Here is a 17,345-nt window from a genome sequence, read left to right on the forward strand (position 1 = left end):
GTTTCAAAGCCAATCGAGTCCCGGGAGGAAGCATGTCCAGAGTAGCCTTAGTGACTGGTGGAAGCCGCGGAATCGGTGCCGCAATTTCGGTCGCGCTGCGCGATGCAGGATACAAGGTTGCGGCGAATTACGCCGGCAATGACGCCGCCGCCGCCAAGTTTTCGGACCAGACCGGGATCAAGACCTACAAGTGGAACGTCGCCGATTACGCGGCCTCAAAAGCCGGGATGGCGCAGATCGAGGCTGATCTGGGCCCAATCGAGATCGTCGTCGCAAATGCCGGCATCACCCGCGACGCACCGTTTCACAAGATGACGCCCGAGCAATGGCACGAAGTGATCGACACCAACCTGACGGGTGTGTTCAATACCATCCATCCGAACTGGATCGGGATGCGCGAACGCAAGTTCGGCCGCATCATCGTGATCTCGTCGATCAACGGCCAGAAAGGCCAGTTCGCCCAGGTCAACTATGCCGCGACCAAAGCCGGGGACCTGGGAATCGTCAAGAGCTTGGCGCAGGAAGGCGCGCGGTTCGGCATCACCGCGAACGCGATCTGTCCGGGCTACATCGGGACCGACATGGTCATGGCGGTGCCCGAAAAGGTGCGCGAAGCGATCATCGGACAAATCCCCGCCGGACGTCTGGGTCAGCCGGAAGAAATCGCGCGCGTGGTGACCTTCCTGGCCGCGGACGACTCCGAATTCATCAACGGGTCAACCATTTCGGCGAACGGGGCGCAGTTCTTCTCTTGACCGCTGCGGGTTTCGGCGGAAGGAGACCATCTGCGCCTGTTCCGGCCTGAATAGCCGTCCTACAGCCCGCCCGGCCTCGGCGCGAACAAGGCCCGCCGGGCCGCCCGCTTCGACAATCGTAGATCACGGCCCGAGTGTCGCCTCGGTGTCACGTCAGACGACACCGGGGCGACACCAAGTGCTGACGCCAAACACAAGGGGCGTGGGTTTCCCCCCGCCCCTTCGGCCACTTGGGCCGGGTACCAAGCTTCTCCCCACCGTCAGGATTGGCTGAGCCGCTGGATCTCTTCCTTCAGGCGAAGTTTCTGCTTCTTCATTTCGGCGATCTGCAACCCATCCATGGCGGGGTTACGTTGCGCCTGTTCCACCTTTTCAGAGAGGGTCTGATGCTTCCGCCGAAGCTCCTGCAGGTGGGACACGATGGTCATAGTCTTCCTCCTCTTCTGAAATAGGACAATTTCATGACAGCACGTTTGCCGAGTCGTGTCATCCCCGATGCCGAGTCACGCACCATCACTGACATTGGAACCGCCAAAACTTGCCGAAACCTTAAGAACCGGTTACCGCGCCGGCCAATTCAGCGCCTCGCCGTGGCGTAGAATGGCTTCGGCGGCAGCGGAATGGCTGTTTTCGTCGCGCAGATGGGCCGCGCCCTCGTGCAAAACGAAGGGGGAAAGCAGGCGAAAGCCGCCACGGCCGCCCTTGCGGGCCCGCAGCAAGATGCGCGTTGCCGGGCGCCCGCCGCGCGGCGCCAGAGGCAGCAGATCCATGCTGCCCAGCCGCCCATCGCAGCCCGCCAGCAGATCCGGCAGGCGCGCGGCCAGGTGAATCAGCGTCAGCCAACCGCCGGGCCGCAGCCTGCGAACGGCAAGGTCGATCCAGGCGGCAAGCGGCGTGGCCTCGCGCAGGCCGGTCTCTCGGCCCGGATCCCGCGCCTCCGTCCCGCCGCCCGCTGGGTACCACGGCGGGTTGATCATCACATGATCGAAGCCAAGCGCGCGCAAATCCGCCGGCGGCCGGGCGACATCGCCTTCGATCACCCGCAGCGCTATGCCGTTCGCGCGCGCGTTGCGCCTGGCCAGGTCGGCGTAGGCGTGCTGCAGTTCCATGCCGGTCTGTTCGACCCCCGCGACGCGCGCGCCCAGGCAGATCGAGGCAACGCCGGCGCCACAGCCCAGCTCCAGCACCGCCTGGCCAGGGCGGGCGGGGCAGGCGGCGGCCATCAGCACCGGATCGGTCGCGGCGCGGTAGCCGTTTCGGGGCTGCGCGATCCGCAACCTGCCGCCGAGAAAGCCGTCTTCGGTTAGCTCGTCGGCGGCGAAGGCCCGCTCAGCGCCCGAGGTCGACATCGTTGTCGCGCAAGATCAGTTCGGCGCGGTACAAATCCCGATCGCGCACCATCAAGCGGCGCGGCAATATGCCGATCGAGCCTTCGAGGACGCTCATATTTACGTCCAGTGGAAAGCTGTCTATACCCTCGCCTTGCAGAAGCGCTGTGGCGAAGGCGATGATCGTCGGATCCGTGGTACGCAGAAGTTCTTTCATGCCCGCGAGTTAAGGCCAATCGCGGGCGAATGTCGAGAAGCCTTGAGGGCGGCATGGGGTTGATGGAAACCACGAACAAGCCTCAGGACCAGCTGGCGCGCTGGCTGACCGAGGACATGAGCGCCGTGAACGGGCTGATCCGCGACCGGATGGCAAGCGAACATGCGCCGCGCATTCCGGAAGTCACCGCCCATCTGGTGGAAGCCGGCGGCAAACGCTTGCGCCCGATGATGACGCTGGCGGCGGCGCGGCTGTGCGGCTACGGCGGGCCCTATCACGTCCATCTGGCGGCGACGGTTGAATTCATTCACACCGCCACGCTGCTGCATGACGATGTCGTGGACGAAAGCCGGCAGCGTCGTGGCCGACCGACCGCGAACCTGCTTTGGGACAACAAGTCAAGCGTGCTGGTCGGCGACTATCTGTTTGCCCGCGCCTTTCAGCTGATGACCGAATGCGGCAACCTGCGCGTACTGTCGATCCTGTCGAACGCGTCGGCGGTAATCGCCGAGGGCGAGGTATTGCAACTGACCGCGGCGCAGGACCTGGGCACAGATGAGGATATCTACCTCAAGGTCGTGCGCGGCAAGACGGCGGCGCTGTTCTCGGCGGCAACCCAGGTCGGCGGCGTCATCGCCGGTGCGCCCGAGGATCAGGTCGACGCCCTCTTCGCCTATGGCGATGCGCTGGGGATCGCCTTCCAGATCGTTGACGACCTGCTCGATTACGGTGGCACCAGCGCCGTGATCGGCAAGAACGTTGGCGACGATTTCCGCGAACGCAAGCTCACCCTGCCGGTGATCAAGGCCATCGCCACCGCCGATGCGGACGAACGCACGTTCTGGACCAGGGTGATCGAGAAGGGCGATCAGCGCGAAGGCGACCTGGAACAGGCTCTTAAACTGCTCCGCGCCCATGGCGCACTCGACGCGGCCCGCGCCGAGGCCATGGACTGGGCCGCCAAGGCCAAGGCCGCGCTTGCCCCGCTGCCAGCGCACGAATTGCGCGACATGCTGCGCGATCTGGCCGATTACGTCGTCGAGCGGGTCGCCTAGGGCGCAAGTCCACGCCTCGGAAACCACCCCCTTCATCTTGGCGCAAATACTCTCGGGGAGCGCGAGGGGCAGACAGCCCCTCGCCACCCAGCCAACAATCGGCGCTCACGCCTTGGCGTAATCCCGGGCGCCGAAGATCGCGCTGCCCACGCGCACGTGCGTAGCCCCGGCGGCGATCGCGGCCTCAAAATCCGCGCTCATGCCCATCGACAGTCCGTGCAAGCCGCTCTCCGCCGCAAGCCGCGCCAATGCCGTGAAATGCGGCACCGGATCGGCCCCCTCGGGCGGGATGCACATCAGCCCGGCCAAAGGCAGGTCCATCCGCCGGCAATCCGCAATGAAGGTCTCGGCCGCTTCGGGCAGGACGCCCGCCTTCTGCGGCTCGCGGCCCGTGTTGACCTGCACGAACAGTTCGGGCGCCGCGCCGCGCGCCTGGACCTGCGTGGCCAGCTTCTTCGCCAGCGACGGCCGGTCGAGCGTATGGATCGCCTCGAACAGCTCCAACGCCTGCTTGGCCTTGTTCGATTGCAGGGGGCCGATCATATGCACCTCGAGCCCGGGAAACCGCGCCCGGAAATCGGGCCATTTCGATGCCGCTTCCTGTACATAATTCTCGCCAAACAGGCGATGGCCCGCCTCCAGCACGGCCTCGACCCGCTCCAGCGGCTGCACCTTCGACACCGCGATCAGCCGCACCGAGCCTTCTGCCCGGCCCGCCGCCGCCTCGGCCGCGCGCACCCGCGCGGTGATCTCACTCAGTCCCATCTCGCCTCCGTTTCCGGCGCCAAATGGACACAGACCGGCGCAAAAGAAAAGAGCGGGCCAAGGCCCGCTCTTCCCAAGTCACTGTCCCGTTCCGAATTAGAACGTGAAGATCACACCGAAGTCGGCTTTGGTCGCGCCCGACGGATCTTTCGCGACGCCGCCCTGCAGCGCAGCGCCGCCCAGGTCGTACTTCGCGCCGACGCCGTAGGCGTTCGACGGAGCGTTCTTGTCCTGATGCGCGTAGTAGGCGTTCATCGTGACCGCACCCATAGTGTAGGCCGCGTTCAGCGCGTACTTGGTCACGTTGGTACCCTTGGTACCGTTAGTGACCGGAGCGTTGCTCGCAGCACCCAAGGTCAGATTGACCGGGCCGATCTTACCGGAAACGGTGCCTACAACGCGACGGCTCTGCGAACCGTTGTAGCTGCCGGTCGAATAGCCGAGAGCACCGGTGAACTGACCGAAGTTGTACGAGATCATCGCCTGAGTGCTGGTGTTGCCGGCGCCGGTCGCAAGGCCACCGCGGGCAAGCTCGGCGTGCAGAGCGCCCATGGTGTAGTTGACCTGAACACCCGAGGCGTTGCCATAGGTACCATTAGCGCCGTAGCCTTGATAATTACCCATCCAGTCGAACGAGTGGTAGGTGCCGCCAGCGTCATAGTAGTTGGTCACCATGCCGCCGTAGCTCAGGCCGGTCAGACCGGTCGTCGGAGCGTAAACACCAGGCATATCTTCGATCGGGCCATCGACGTTGTCGAACTCAACCTTCACGCCGTTCTGCTGAATCCAGATCTGGCTAGCGCCGTTCTGCAGGACGCCGGTGCCGGTGCCGCTGATGTTGGCTCTGTTAGAATCGCTCTGGAAGCGGGTCTTGACGCCCAACTCCAGGCCCGAGTCGGTTTTCTTGTCGACTTTCAGGTAGAGGCGGAAGCGGTCGGTCAGCGCGGTGGTCGCGGTGCCGTTCTTCGGCTTCGAGTAGCTGATACCAGCGCGGGCATAGCCGCTGAAGGTCACGTCGGCCGAAGCGGCGCCAGCGGTCAGAGCCACTGCAGCGGTCGCAAGGAGGATCTTTTTCATGGTTTCCCTCGTTGTCTCAAAAGGTCGGCCCAACTCGGGACAGTCCAAATTGGGTATGGCTCTATTTCCCGGTTCCACCCTTTCAATGCAAGGTGAACCCGAGACCCGTGCCGCGAAGGTCCAAAAATTGGTGCAGCTTTGCCACAGTCCCGCCGGGGCCCCGCCGGGCAGCCGGCTGCGCCCCGGAGCGGCTTCTTTCCCTGGCCCCGGACACGCCCCCGGGGGCACGCACGCAAAAGCCTTGTTCGCGCGGGGTTGCTCGGCTAGACAGACCGAAACGGAAGAGGGCAGGCAGTATGAGCTTGAAACGCATTCTCCGCGCGGGTCTGATGAGCGGCGCCCTTGCCGCGCTGGCCGCATGCGGCACCAGCGGTTTCAGCGGTAATCTGTTCGGGCGCGGCAAGGCGGCCCCCAAGACCTCGGCGCAGGGCACTGCGGCCACGCCTGAGGCAAGCCGCGAAGAAAACCCGACGGGGCTGGGCCGTACGCCCTCGATCAAGGCGCTGTTCGCGCCGGGCAAGAACCCGAACGTCACCATCGAGGTGAACAAGTATATCTGGAACGCCGCACTGCAGGTGCTGGATTTCCTGCCGATCGAATCGGTTGATCCGTTCAGCGGCGTGATCGTGACGGGCTATGGGCGCCCGCCGGGCGGTGGCCGCGCCTACCGCGCGACTGTCTATGTGCAAGACCCCGCGCTTGACGCGCGCGCGCTGCATGTGGCGCTGGCAACGCGATCAGGTCCGGTCAGCGCCGCGACCCAGCGCGCCGTGGTCGATGCGATCCTGACGCGGGCGCGCCAGTTGCGCGTCGCCGACGGCAAGCTGTAGGCGCCCGGCCGCTCAGACATTCACGATCGGTCCTTGGCGTCGGCATTGACGCCTCGGCGGTGGGGGCTGTGCCCGCTGCACGCCCCAGGCTACCTCTGCCAAAGCGAACACCACAGGACCAATCGTGCCTGTGCGTGGGGAAAGCACGCCACGGGGGCGTGAGCGCGCGGAACAGGTATCCGCGGCGGGACTCGGCCTACTTGATTTCAAGCCATGGCTTGCCCGGTTCAGCCGCGCCGCGCCGCAAGCCTGAACACCGCCGCGAGCGTCAGGCAGAGAGCCGCGGCAATCCCCGCGAGCACGACCATCAGCCCGGCGACCAGATTGCCTGCCAGGATCGGCGCAAGAACCGTTCCGAACACCGGGCCCAAGGGATTCGCTCCGCCCGCCGCGGCGGCGCCCGCATCTTCGCCTGCCCGCATCGCGACGCCCGCCAGCGGCAAGGCCCCAAGGCCAAAGGACAGCCCCAGCGCCAGAAAACCCCGGCTGGTCTGGGCCGCCGCCCCGGCACCCATCGCAACGTAGCGGTGTCCGGCAAGCGCCGCCGCCGCCAGCGCGATCAGCGCCGGCAGCACGGCGCCGGCCAGTCCCAGGCCAAGCGCCTGGGCCAGCGCAAGCGCGACCCTGCCCCACCAAAGGCCAAGGACCGCCGCAAACAGGATCGGCGCCGGCCCCATCGCCTAGATCGCCCGCCCGCGCAGCAGCCGCGGCACGTCGCCCGACAGCCCCGCGGCCTCGCGGATGAAGCGCCGGCGCAGGCCTGGCAGGGCGTTCACCGCGCCCAGCCCCAGGTCTCTCGCACCGCGCAGCACCGGGTTGTCGTTGGAAAAGAGCCGCGTCACCGCATCCATGCCAAAGGCCAGAAGGGTCGCATCGAAGCGCCGCCAGGCCTGGTAGCGGGTCAGCACATCGAGCGCGCCGATATCCTCGCCCCGCCTCGCGGCCTCGACCAGCACCTCGGCCAGGGCGCCGACATCGCGCAGCCCAAGGTTCAGCCCCTGCCCGGCGACCGGATGCACGCCATGGGCGGCGTCCCCCACCAGCGCCAGCCGCGGCGCGACATAGGCATTGGCAAGCGACAGCGACAGCGGATAGGTGAAACGCTTGCCCACCAGGTGGAAGGCGCCCAGATGGTCGCCCACCCGCAGATGCAGTGCCTGCAGATAGGCCGCATCATCCATCGCCTGGATCTGCGGCGCCAGCGATTCGTCCTCGGACCACACGATCGCCGTGCGGTTGCCGGACAGCGGCAGCAATGCCAGCGGCCCGCTCGGCAGGAAGAACTGCTGCGCGACGCCGTTGTGCGGCAGCTCATGCTCGATCGCGCAGACCAGCGCCAACTGGCCATAGCCATGCCCGATGCGCCGGATCCCGGCCCGCGCCGCGGTGCCCGAGGCCCGCCCATCGCAGCCCGCCAGCACCCGGCCCCGCACCTGCCCGCCCGAAGCCAGCGTCACCGTCACCCCCGCGGCCTCGACCGCCTGCGCCACCACCGTGTCAGCCGAGATCCGCGTGATCCCCGGCACCTCGGCCATCGACGCGATCAGCGCCCGGCGCAGGAAACGATCCTCGAGCATATAGCCCATCGGCCCTTCCTCGATCTCGCCCGAGTCGAAATGCAAAAACAGCGGCGAAGGCCCCTGGCCCGCGCGCCCGTCCGAGGCCTTGACCTGAAGGATCGGCTGCGCCCGGTCCGCGACCCGCTTCCACACCCCCAGCGCCGCCAGCATCCGCTGCGAGGCCAGCGCCAGCGCATAGGCGCGGCCGTCGAAATCCTCGGCCTCGCGGGCGGCTTCGGGCAGCGCGTCGATCACCGTCACCGACAGCCCCCCCTGCGCCAGCGCCAGCGCCAGCGCCGGCCCGTTCAGCCCGCCGCCGACGATCACCACATCGCTGTCCCGTGCCTCCGTGCCTGCCATCGTCGCCCACTCCTGCATCCGTTGCGGCGGTTCCGAAATGCTCATCGGATGAGCGATCGGCACCGGCCACCTTGGGGCCACTATGCGCGTCGCGACGGGATTGTCCATGCGCGCCCGCGCCGCTACCGTCGCGCCGGACAGATGGCGGAGACCCACATGGAAAATTGGCGGAAACAAAGTGCATCGGATCTGGGCCGCGGGATCGGCGCGGGACGGATCGACCCGGTCGCGCTGGCCGAGGCATTCCTTGATGCGATCGCGGCGCATCCCGACGGCCGCCGCATCTATGCCCGCACCACCGCCCCCCGCGCCCTGGCCGAGGCCGAGGCCGCCCGCGCCCGCGCCCGCGCCGGGTTGCGCCTGGGGCTGCTGGACGGGGTGCCGATCTCCTGGAAGGATCTGTTCGACACCGCCGGGGTGGAAACCGAGGCCGGATCGGCCCTGCTGCGCGGCCGCACGCCCGAAGCGGATGCCCAGGTGCTGGTCGCCGCCACGCTGGGCGGCGCGGTCTGCCTGGGCAAGACCCATATGTCGGAGCTGGCCTTTTCGGGGCTGGGCCTGAACCCGGTCACCGCGACGCCGCCCTGCGTCAACGACCCCGAGGCGGTGCCAGGGGGCTCTTCCTCCGGTGCGGCGGCTTCGGTGGCCTTCGATCTGGCGCCGGCGGCGATCGGCTCTGACACCGGGGGTTCGGTACGCATCCCTTCGGCCTGGAACGATCTTGTGGGGCTCAAGACCACGCTTGGACGCCTCAGCAACAAGGGCGTGGTGCCGCTGTGCGAACGTTTCGACACCGTGGGCCCGCTATGCCGCACGGTCGAGGACGCGGCCGAGGTTCTGGCGCTGCTGGAAGGCCGGCGCGCCTGCGATCTGCGCGGCGCGACGCTGGCGGGCGCGCGGCTGGCGGTGCTGGACACGGTGGCGCTGGACGATCTGCGCGCCGAACCGGCGAAGGGATTCGAACAGGCCTCTGCCCGCCTCGCCCAAGCCGGGGCAAGCCTGACCCATATCGCCGCGCCGGAGGTCACCGAAGCGATGGCGATGGCGCAGGTGCTCTTCTCGACCGAGGCCTATGCGATCTGGCACCAGCAGATCGAGGCCCGGCCCGGGTTGATGTTCGCGCCGATCCTCGAGCGTTTCCGGGGTGGTGCCGCGACCACCGCCACCGATTACATCGCCGCCTGGCGCCGGTTGGAGGAACTGCGCGCCGCCTGGAACGCCCGCATCGCGCCCTTCGACGCGGTGATCCTGCCGACCGCGCCGATCCTGCCGCCCAACGCCGCGCGCCTGATGGAAGACCCCGATTACTATGTTCCCGAAAACCTGATGACGCTGCGCAATACCCGGATCGGTAACCTGATGGGATCGGCCGGGCTGACGTTGCCCACGGGCGTGCCCTCGACCGGGATCATGTTCCTGGGGCTGCCTTTCGCGGAAGAGCGCCTGCTGCGTCTGGGGGCGGCGGCCGAGCGCGCCATCGGGCGTTGACCTCCGGCGGCGGGGGTCGAATCACCTGCGTGCGGCGTCGGGGCGAAAAAGTCACAATCAAGCCATTTAAACGCCCGCAAACGGGGCGTTTTTCTGGACCCTCGGACAAAGCGACGATAGATTGAGCGCTGAAACGGGACGGCATGATCCCGGTCACGAGGCAGCATATGGCATTTCCGGAGCGGTTTTCGAACCTGCCTGATTACGCATTTCCGCGCCTGCGCGCGCTAATCGACTCGCACCAGCCGGGCGGGCCGCCGATTGCCATGACCATCGGCGAGCCGCGCCATGCGCAGCCCGATTTCGTGGCCGAGGTGCTGGCCGCCCATGTCGGGGAATTCGGCAAGTATCCGCCCAACGACGGCACGCCCGAACTGCTGGAGGCGATCGCAGCCTGGGTCGCCCGCCGCTATGGCGCCGCGCTGGACCCCGCGCGCCAGATCATGGCACTGAACGGCACCCGCGAGGGGCTGTTCAACGCGGCCGTCGCGCTTTGCCCCGAGACCAAGCGCGGCGCCAGGCCGATGATCCTGACGCCGAACCCCTTCTATCAGGTCTATGCCGTGGCCGCCCTGGCCGTCGCGGCCGAGCCGGTCTATGTGCCCGCCACAGCCGCGTCGGGTTTTCTGCCCGATTACACCGCCCTTCCCCCCGAGGTGCTGGACCGCACCGCGATCGCCTATCTATGTTCGCCCTCGAACCCGCAGGGCGCGGTGGCCAGTGCCGAATACCTGGCCGATCTGATGGCGCTGGCGGAAAAGCACGATTTCCGCATCTTCGCCGACGAATGCTATTCCGAGATCTGGCGCACCGCGCCGCCCCCCGGCGCGCTGCAGGTGGCACAGGCGCAGGGCGCCGACCCCGAGCGCGTCTTCGTCTTCCATTCGCTGTCCAAGCGCTCGAACCTGCCGGGGCTGCGCTCGGGCTTCGTGGCGGGCGGGCCCGAGGGGCTGGCGCGGATCAAGCAGTTGCGCAATTATGCCGGCGCGCCGCTGCCGCTGCCGCTGCAACGGGTGGCGGAACACGCCTGGGCAGACGAAGCCCATGTCGAGGCAAGCCGCGCGTTGTATCAGGAAAAGTTCCGCCTGGCCGACAAGATCTTCTCTGGTCTTCAGGGGTATCAGCGCCCCGAGGGCGGCTTCTTCCTGTGGCTGCCGGTGCCCGACGCCATCGGCGACGGCGAGACCGCGGCGCTGAAGCTTTGGCAAGAGACCGGCGTCCGGGTGCTGCCTGGTGCCTATCTGGCGCGGGACGTGAACGCAGAGAACCCCGGAAAGGGGTATATCCGGGTCGCCCTGGTGGCCCCAAAAGACGAGATGCAGCGCGGGCTGATCCAGCTGCGCGACTGCCTCTACGGGTAAGGTGAGGACGACAGGCATGGCTTCCTATCAGATCAGACAGCGCGATCCGCTTCTCGACCAGAAGATGCAGGCATTGCTTGAACGACGCGGGCGCGAACTGATCGGCGTGGCGCTCTTGCTGGCGACGTTGATGATCGCGCTGATGCTGGGCTCCTACACCGCGGGCGATCCGGGCTGGATGGCGGCGACCGACGGGCCCGTGCACAACCTGCTGGGCAAGTTCGGGGCCACGATCGCCTCGCCACTGATCATCATCGCCGGGCGCGGAGCCTGGGGCCTTGTGGTGGTGCTGCTGATCTGGAGCCTGCGTTTCATCTTTCACCGTGGATCGGAACGCGCCCTGAATCGGGTCATCTTCGCCCCGATCGCGATCGCGGTTCTGTCTGTCTATGCCTCGACCCTGACGCCGGGGCCGGGCTGGCACCATTCCTTCGGCCTGGGCGGGCTGTTCGGCGATACGGTGCTGGGGGCGGTGCTGGGCGTCGTACCACTGCCCGCCGCTTTCGCGCTGAAGCTGATGTCGCTGATCATGGCGGTCGCGGTCATCGCCATGGGCCTGTTCGTGACCGGCTTCGACGGCGCCGAGGTCAAGACGCTGGGCAAGTTCCTGGCGCTGGGGGTCGTGCTGCTTTACGCTGGCCTGCTACGGCTGATGGGGCGTACCGCCTCGGGCGGGGCGGGGCTGGCGCGCAGCTATGCCGACACCCGCCGCAGCCGCCGCGCGGAAGTGCGCGCGCGCGCCAAGCAACATGACGCCAATGACTATCTCCCCGATGCGGAACCGAACCTGCGCCCCGAGCCGATGACTGTCGGTTCTCCTTTGCGGCGGCTCGTGCAGTCGCGCGACCATGCGCCCGAACCGCATTTCGCGGCCGAACAGCACCCCGCCCCGCTTGTGCAACCGACGAAAGCCACGTTCCTGTCGCGGATGCCGGGGCTGGTGAAACGCGCGTCGATGCCGGCGCCCGAGCCCGAACTGGTGGAACCCGGGCCCCAGGAGTGGGACGAAACAGCCCCCAGCGAAGATCGCATCCGTGCCCGTATCACCAGCGCGATCCATGCCCGCGCCCAGGCCCGGCCCGAGCCGGTACGCGACACGGCTAAGATCACCGTCCCCGAGGATGTGCCGCCACGCTTCCGCCTGCCGCGCTTCGGCGGCGGATCCCGTGCGCCGCGGCAGGAACCGCCGCTGACCGCCTCGACCCGCGCCGAGCCGCCAGTTACCGCCAACAGCCCGGCGCCGGCGCCCGCCGCCTCGGCCATCAGCCGCGCGGTCGGCGCGGCGCTGGCGCGCGCACCGCGCAATGCCCCCGCCCCGATGGCGGTCGATGTCGAGGATCTGGAGGGCGACTACGTCCCCGATCACCTGGCCGACTACGACGCGGTGATGGAGCCCGACTATGCACCGGCGGACCCGCAGATGGACCACGCCGCCGGCACCGCGGATTATCCCGACGCCGATATCGCCGCGGCCCCCTCCCCCACCCCGCGCGTGGCCGCGCCCGAGCCTCGGCGCGTGGTGCAGCATCCGCCGCACAAGCCCGCCCAACCCTCGCGTCGGGCCCAGGAAGAGGCCCAGCCCGCGCTGCGCTTCGCCGAGCCGCAGGCGCCCGCCTACGAGCACCCGCCCCTGGGCCTGCTGACCAACCCGGCCGAGGTCGAGCGTCATCACCTGTCGGACGAGGCGCTGGAGGAAAACGCCCGGATGCTGGAGACCGTGCTCGACGATTACGGCGTGAAGGGAGAGATCGTCAGCGTCCGCCCCGGCCCGGTGGTCACGATGTATGAGCTGGAGCCCGCCCCGGGCCTGAAGGCCAGCCGCGTGATCGGCCTGGCCGACGACATCGCGCGTTCGATGTCGGCGCTGTCGGCGCGGGTTTCCACCGTGCCGGGCCGCTCTGTCATCGGCATCGAACTGCCCAACGCCAACCGCGAGAAGGTGGTCTTGCGAGAGATCCTCTCGGCGCGCGATTTCGGCGACAGCCATCTGAAGCTGCCACTGGCACTGGGCAAGGATATCGGCGGCGGCTCGGTCGTGGCCAACCTTGCAAAGATGCCCCACCTGCTGATCGCCGGGACCACCGGCTCGGGCAAGTCGGTGGCGATCAACACGATGATCCTGTCGCTGCTTTACAAGCTGAGCCCCGAGGAATGCCGGCTGATCATGATCGACCCGAAGATGCTGGAACTGTCGGTCTACGACGGCATCCCGCATCTGCTGTCGCCCGTGGTGACCGACCCCAAGAAGGCGGTCGTCGCCCTGAAGTGGGTCGTCGGCGAGATGGAAGAGCGCTATCGCAAGATGTCCAAGATGGGCGTGCGCAACATCGAGGGCTTCAACGGCCGGGTGAAGGAAGCCCAGTCCAAGGGCGAGCTTTTCAAGCGCACGATCCAGACCGGCTTCGACGAGGACACCGGCGAGCCGGTGTTCGAGACCGAGGAATTCGAGCCGAAGTCGCTGCCCTACATCGTGGTCATCGTCGATGAGATGGCCGACCTGATGATGGTCGCCGGCAAGGAGATCGAGGCCTGCATCCAGCGCCTGGCGCAGATGGCGCGGGCCTCGGGCATTCACCTGATCATGGCGACGCAGCGGCCTTCGGTCGATGTCATCACCGGCACGATCAAGGCGAACTTCCCCACCCGGATCTCGTTCCAGGTGACCTCGAAGATCGACAGCCGCACGATCCTGGGCGAACAGGGTGCCGAGCAACTGCTGGGCATGGGCGACATGCTGTACATGGCCGGTGGCAGCCGCATCATCCGCGTCCACGGGCCCTTCGTGTCGGACGAGGAGGTCGAGGAAGTGGTAAACCACCTCAAGAGCTTCGGCCCGCCGGAATACATGTCGGGCGTGGTCGAGGGACCGGATGACGAGAAGGCCGACGATATCGATCTGGTGCTGGGCCTGGGCGGCAATACCGACGGCGAGGACGCGCTTTACGATCAGGCGGTGGCGGTGGTGCTGAAGGACCGCAAGGTTTCGACCTCCTACATCCAGCGCAAGCTGGCGATCGGCTACAACAAGGCCGCGCGCCTGGTCGAGCAGATGGAGGAAGAGGGCCTGGTCAGCGCCGCGAACCATGTCGGCAAGCGCGAGATCCTGGTGCCAGAGCAATAGGGCGACCCCCAGCATGGCGTTCGTGCCAGGGCCCTCGGGCCCTGGTTTTCGTTTGCGGCGCCGGCGGCGGGGGCTCTGCCCCCTGCACCCCCGGAGTATTTGGACCAAGATGAAGATCAAGGCGCTTTCCGCCCTCGGCTTCGCGGAAACACGTCCCGGACGGGCCTTAGGCGCTCAGGTCACGTCGATCCAGGGGAAGCCTTCGGTGACCTCGCCGATCACCGCAGCGTGCGCGCCAGCGTCCCTCAGAGCGGCGCACAGGGCCTGGGCGCGCGGCCCGGGCACCGCCGCAAGCAACCCGCCCGCGGTTTGCGGATCGAAGAGCAGATCCGGTTCGGGGCCGTCGGGCACCGCCATCCGCGTGGCGGCCCGCCGGTTGGCGGGATAGAGCGTCGAGCGATGGCCCCGACCGGCCAGATCCGCAGCGCCCTCAATGAAGGGGATCTGCGCAAGGTCCAGCTTGGCGGCACAGGCCGAGGCGTCGAGGATCTCGAAAAGATGCCCGGCCAGGCCGAAGCCGGTCACATCGGTCATCGCATGGGCCTCGGGGGCCAGGATTGCGGCGTCTGCTGACAAGGGCCGCGACTGGCTGGCAAAGCAGGCGGCGACGGCACGGCCGGGGGCGGCGCGGGCCATCTCGGCGGCCAGAATGGTGCCGGTGCCCAGGGGTTTCGTCAGGATCAGGAGGTCACCGGGGCGCGCACCGCCCTTGGCCGTGGCGCGGGGCGCGAGGCCGGTGAGGGTGAAGCCGAGCGTCAGTTCCGACCCGACCGAGGTATGGCCCCCCACCAGATCCGCCCCCGCTGCGCGAAAGACAGACTCGGCGGCCGCCATGATCTCGGCCAGGGTGCGGGCCTGCAGGTCGGGCGACAGCCGAGGCAGGGTGATCTGCGCCAGCGCCGCCTGTGGCGCCGCGCCCATCGCCCAGATGTCGCCAAGCGCATGAATCGCGGTGATCTGCGCCATCAGCCAGGGATCTTCGGTGAAGGCGCGCAGATGGTCGGTGGTGATCACTTGCACGCCGTCGCCATGGGTCAGCACCGCGGCATCGTCACCCGGCCCCGACAGGGTATCGGCGCGCTGCGGCCCCGGCAGCCCCGCAAGCGCCGCGAACAGCGCCCCGGGCCCCACCTTGGCGCCGCAACCGCCGCAAAGCGGCTTGCCGTCGGCCAGTTCCTCGGCCACGCCGGCGGCGACCTCTCGCGGCAGCGGTGGCCGAGGCATCGCCGGCAAGTCATGGAATTTGCGCATGAACTTGCGGTCGATCCGATCCTTCCAACGCCAAAGCCAGCGCCCGCCCAGCCGCAGCCCCGCCTTGTCGGCCACCGCGCCCCTGAACCCGGTCGAAACAAGTTTCAGGTAGTCGCGCTGCGGCCGATAGGGCCGCAGGTCGCCCGCCCCCAGCGCGGCGCGCAGGTTGTGATACAGCACGGGCGCTTCGCGCACCGCGAAGACCCCGGCCTTTGGCCGCGGCGCATGGCTGAGATGCGCGCAATCGCCGACCGCGAAGATCGCGGGATCGGTCAGCGACTGAAGCGTCGGGCCGACGCTGACATAGCCCTCGTGCAGCTCCAGCCCCGTGTCGGCCAGCCAGCCCTGCGGCCGCGCCCCCGCCGCGCCCAACTGGAAGGCGGCGGGGATCAGGCGACCATCGGCCAGACGCAGGCCTTCGGCGGTGGCAGTCTTGGCCACCGCATCGGTGATCAGGGTCACGCGGGCCTCTGCCAGATGACGTAGCAACGCGGAACGCGCGCCCTTGCCGATGTTGGGCAGCGCCTCGGGCGCGCGTTCGACGATCGTGACCTGCGGGTCGGTGATGCCCACCTGCCGCAGCCGATGCGCGGCGGCCAGCGCCAGTTCCACCCCGGCAATGCCGCTGCCCAGCACCACGACCTGCGCCGCCACCTCGCCGCGCGCGGCGAGGGCGGTGAACGCCCCCCAGCGCGCGGCGAAATCGTCCATCGGCTTGGCCGGCGCGCCATGCGCGGCAAAGCCCTCAAGCTCGGGCATTTCAGTGGTGATGCCGATGTCGATGGAGGCCACGTCATAGGCCACCGGCGGGCGGCCGGGAACATGGACGGTGCGCGCCGCGCGGTCGATGCCTTCGGCCCGGCCCAGGATCAGCCGGGCGCCGGCGTGACGGGCAAGGCGCACCAGGTCGATTTCCAGCGCGGCACGGTCGTAATGGCCGGCGATATGGCCCGGCAACATGCCCGAATAGGGCGCCGTGGGATGCGGGTTGATCAGCGTCAGCCGGGCGCCGGGCAGCGGCCGCATCCCCCAGCGGCGCAGCACCAGCGCATGGGCATGGCCGCCGCCGATCAGCACCACGTCCCGGGTGGCGGGGATCAGCGGCTGCATTGGATCAGCGCCTCGATTCGGGCCGCTAGACCGGGTAGCGCGGCCTCGCCCAGATCTTCGGTGGTGACGGTGCGGGCCTGGTCGCCGGCGGTGCGGGCGCGCTGCTTGTCGTAGCGCGGGTCGTAATGCTGCCGCATCAGTTCTGCCGCAAGCGTCTGGAACCGGCCCGTGTCCGCAAGGCCGTGCCAGTGCTCGATCGACTCGGCGGGCTGCATCGGGCGCAGCTTGTCGATCACCCGATGCAGGGCCTCGCGATCGGCGGTCAGGTCGGCATAGGCGCGCGCCAGGAAGGCCGCGCGCGCCTCCAGCGGGGCCGCGACATGGATGCGCGGCGCGTCGCACATCGCGCGCCACAGCTTCGGCGGCAGGCGCAGATCGCCCACCTTGCTCGATTCGGCCTCGACCACCACGGGCCGGGTCGGGTCGAGCGCCGCGATCTCTTGCACCAGCGCGGTCTCGAACCCCTTCTGCGCCGGCTGCCCGCCCACCATCTGCCCGAAGAGAGACCCCCGGTGATTGGCCAGCCCCTCGAGGTCGATCACCTGCACGCCGCGCGCCCGCAGCTGATGCAGCAGTGCCGTCTTCGCCGTTCCGGTATTGCCGTCCAGCACCACCACCGGCGCCGGGAAGGGGGTTTCGTAAAGTGCCTTCACCACCAGCGCGCGCCAGCTTTTGTAGCCGCCTGCGACGGTTTCGGCCCGCCAGCCGATCTGGCCCAGGATCGTGGCGAAGGAACCCGACCGCTGGCCGCCGCGCCAGCAATAGACCAGCGGACGCCAGCCGCCGTCCATATCGGCCAGGGGCCCTTCGATATGGCGGGCGGCATTCTTCGCCACCAAAGCGGCGCCGATCTTGCGCGCCTTGAAGGGGCTTTCCTGCTTGTAGATCGTGCCGACCCGGGCGCGTTCGGCATCGTCGAGGACAGGCAGCGAGATCGCGCCGGGCATGTGGTCCTCGGCGAATTCGGCGGGGGAACGCACGTCGATCACGGCGTCGAAGCCCAGCGAGGCGAGGTCGGTCAGCGATGTCAGGGTCACGGCCATGGCCCGGGATTACCCTGTGCGCGCG

The 17,345-nt window shown here is 68.2% G+C and carries 15 protein-coding genes; 6 read left to right on the plus strand and 9 right to left on the minus strand.

The window, feature by feature from the left end; all coding sequences use genetic code 11:
• The first annotated feature begins 32 nt into the window (after window positions 1–32).
• On the plus strand, window positions 33–755 hold the full coding sequence (gene phbB / locus BLV97_RS00665; RefSeq protein WP_035846715.1) for an acetoacetyl-CoA reductase: 723 nt from the start codon (window positions 33–35) through the stop codon (window positions 753–755).
• Between the two features lie 260 nt (window positions 756–1,015).
• Here the strand turns inward: phbB and BLV97_RS00670 are convergent, their stop codons facing one another.
• The 3 genes from BLV97_RS00670 to BLV97_RS00680 all read right to left on the minus strand — a co-directional run bounded on the left by BLV97_RS00670 (window position 1,016) and on the right by BLV97_RS00680 (window position 2,300).
• On the minus strand, window positions 1,016–1,183 hold the full coding sequence (locus tag BLV97_RS00670; protein WP_081825210.1) for a YdcH family protein: 168 nt from the start codon (window positions 1,181–1,183) through the stop codon (window positions 1,016–1,018).
• 132 nt (window positions 1,184–1,315) lie between these two features.
• Window positions 1,316–2,104 (minus strand): tRNA1(Val) (adenine(37)-N6)-methyltransferase, encoded by a 789-nt coding sequence (locus BLV97_RS00675; protein WP_035846713.1) that lies wholly within the window; start codon window positions 2,102–2,104, stop codon window positions 1,316–1,318.
• Window positions 2,085–2,300, minus strand: a complete 216-nt coding sequence (locus tag BLV97_RS00680; RefSeq protein ID WP_035846711.1) for a putative signal transducing protein — start codon at window positions 2,298–2,300, stop codon at window positions 2,085–2,087. The genes BLV97_RS00675 and BLV97_RS00680 overlap by 20 nt, the downstream gene beginning before the upstream one ends.
• Window positions 2,301–2,353: 53 nt before the next feature.
• On the opposite strand from BLV97_RS00680, the gene BLV97_RS00685 reads away from it, so the two are divergent.
• Entirely contained in the window at window positions 2,354–3,355 is a 1,002-nt protein-coding gene (locus BLV97_RS00685; RefSeq protein ID WP_035846707.1) for a polyprenyl synthetase family protein, read from the plus strand.
• Window positions 3,356–3,460: 105 nt separating this feature from the next.
• On the opposite strand, the gene BLV97_RS00690 is transcribed toward BLV97_RS00685, so the two are convergent.
• Window positions 3,461–4,120, minus strand: a complete 660-nt coding sequence (locus tag BLV97_RS00690; RefSeq protein WP_035846705.1) for a YggS family pyridoxal phosphate-dependent enzyme — start codon at window positions 4,118–4,120, stop codon at window positions 3,461–3,463.
• A 96-nt stretch (window positions 4,121–4,216) separates the two neighbouring features.
• Window positions 4,217–5,197, minus strand: a complete 981-nt coding sequence (locus tag BLV97_RS00695; protein WP_035846703.1) for a porin — start codon at window positions 5,195–5,197, stop codon at window positions 4,217–4,219.
• 296 nt (window positions 5,198–5,493) lie between these two features.
• Here BLV97_RS00695 and BLV97_RS00700 point away from each other — a divergent pair, with 296 nt between their 5' ends.
• On the plus strand, window positions 5,494–6,027 hold the full coding sequence (locus tag BLV97_RS00700) for a DUF3576 domain-containing protein (RefSeq protein WP_035846700.1): 534 nt from the start codon (window positions 5,494–5,496) through the stop codon (window positions 6,025–6,027).
• 227 nt (window positions 6,028–6,254) lie between these two features.
• On the opposite strand, the gene BLV97_RS00705 is transcribed toward BLV97_RS00700, so the two are convergent.
• Together BLV97_RS00705 and BLV97_RS00710 are read right to left on the minus strand one after the other, a co-directional pair.
• On the minus strand, window positions 6,255–6,704 hold the full coding sequence (locus tag BLV97_RS00705) for a hypothetical protein (protein ID WP_035846698.1): 450 nt from the start codon (window positions 6,702–6,704) through the stop codon (window positions 6,255–6,257).
• A 3-nt stretch (window positions 6,705–6,707) separates the two neighbouring features.
• Complete coding sequence (locus BLV97_RS00710) at window positions 6,708–7,946, minus strand: FAD-dependent monooxygenase (RefSeq protein WP_035846696.1); 1,239 nt, start codon at window positions 7,944–7,946, stop codon at window positions 6,708–6,710.
• A gap of 156 nt (window positions 7,947–8,102) precedes the next feature.
• On the opposite strand from BLV97_RS00710, the gene BLV97_RS00715 reads away from it, so the two are divergent.
• From BLV97_RS00715 to BLV97_RS00725, 3 genes are all read left to right on the plus strand, one after another.
• Window positions 8,103–9,434, plus strand: coding sequence for an amidase (locus BLV97_RS00715; RefSeq protein ID WP_092163900.1), 1,332 nt, complete (start codon window positions 8,103–8,105; stop codon window positions 9,432–9,434).
• 167 nt (window positions 9,435–9,601) lie between these two features.
• Window positions 9,602–10,795, plus strand: a complete 1,194-nt coding sequence (locus BLV97_RS00720) for an aminotransferase class I/II-fold pyridoxal phosphate-dependent enzyme (RefSeq protein WP_035845947.1) — start codon at window positions 9,602–9,604, stop codon at window positions 10,793–10,795.
• Between the two features lie 16 nt (window positions 10,796–10,811).
• Window positions 10,812–13,916: a DNA translocase FtsK gene (locus BLV97_RS00725; protein WP_035845946.1), complete on the plus strand. Its 3,105-nt coding sequence runs from the start codon at window positions 10,812–10,814 to the stop codon at window positions 13,914–13,916.
• A gap of 174 nt (window positions 13,917–14,090) precedes the next feature.
• Here the strand turns inward: BLV97_RS00725 and selD are convergent, their stop codons facing one another.
• Together selD and mnmH are read right to left on the minus strand one after the other, a co-directional pair.
• A complete protein-coding gene (selD, locus tag BLV97_RS00730) occupies window positions 14,091–16,277 on the minus strand; it encodes a selenide, water dikinase SelD (protein ID WP_092163901.1) in 2,187 nt (728 codons plus the stop codon).
• Window positions 16,265–17,320 carry a tRNA 2-selenouridine(34) synthase MnmH gene (gene mnmH / locus BLV97_RS00735; RefSeq protein ID WP_035845942.1) on the minus strand — a complete coding sequence of 352 codons (1,056 nt, stop codon included), beginning with the start codon at window positions 17,318–17,320 and terminating at the stop codon, window positions 16,265–16,267. Before mnmH ends, selD begins: the two co-directional genes overlap by 13 nt.
• Between the last annotated feature and the right edge of the window lie 25 nt (window positions 17,321–17,345).

The organism is Allgaiera indica (genome assembly GCF_900106675.1).
GTDB classification, from domain to species: Bacteria; Pseudomonadota; Alphaproteobacteria; order Rhodobacterales; family Rhodobacteraceae; genus Acidimangrovimonas; species Acidimangrovimonas indica.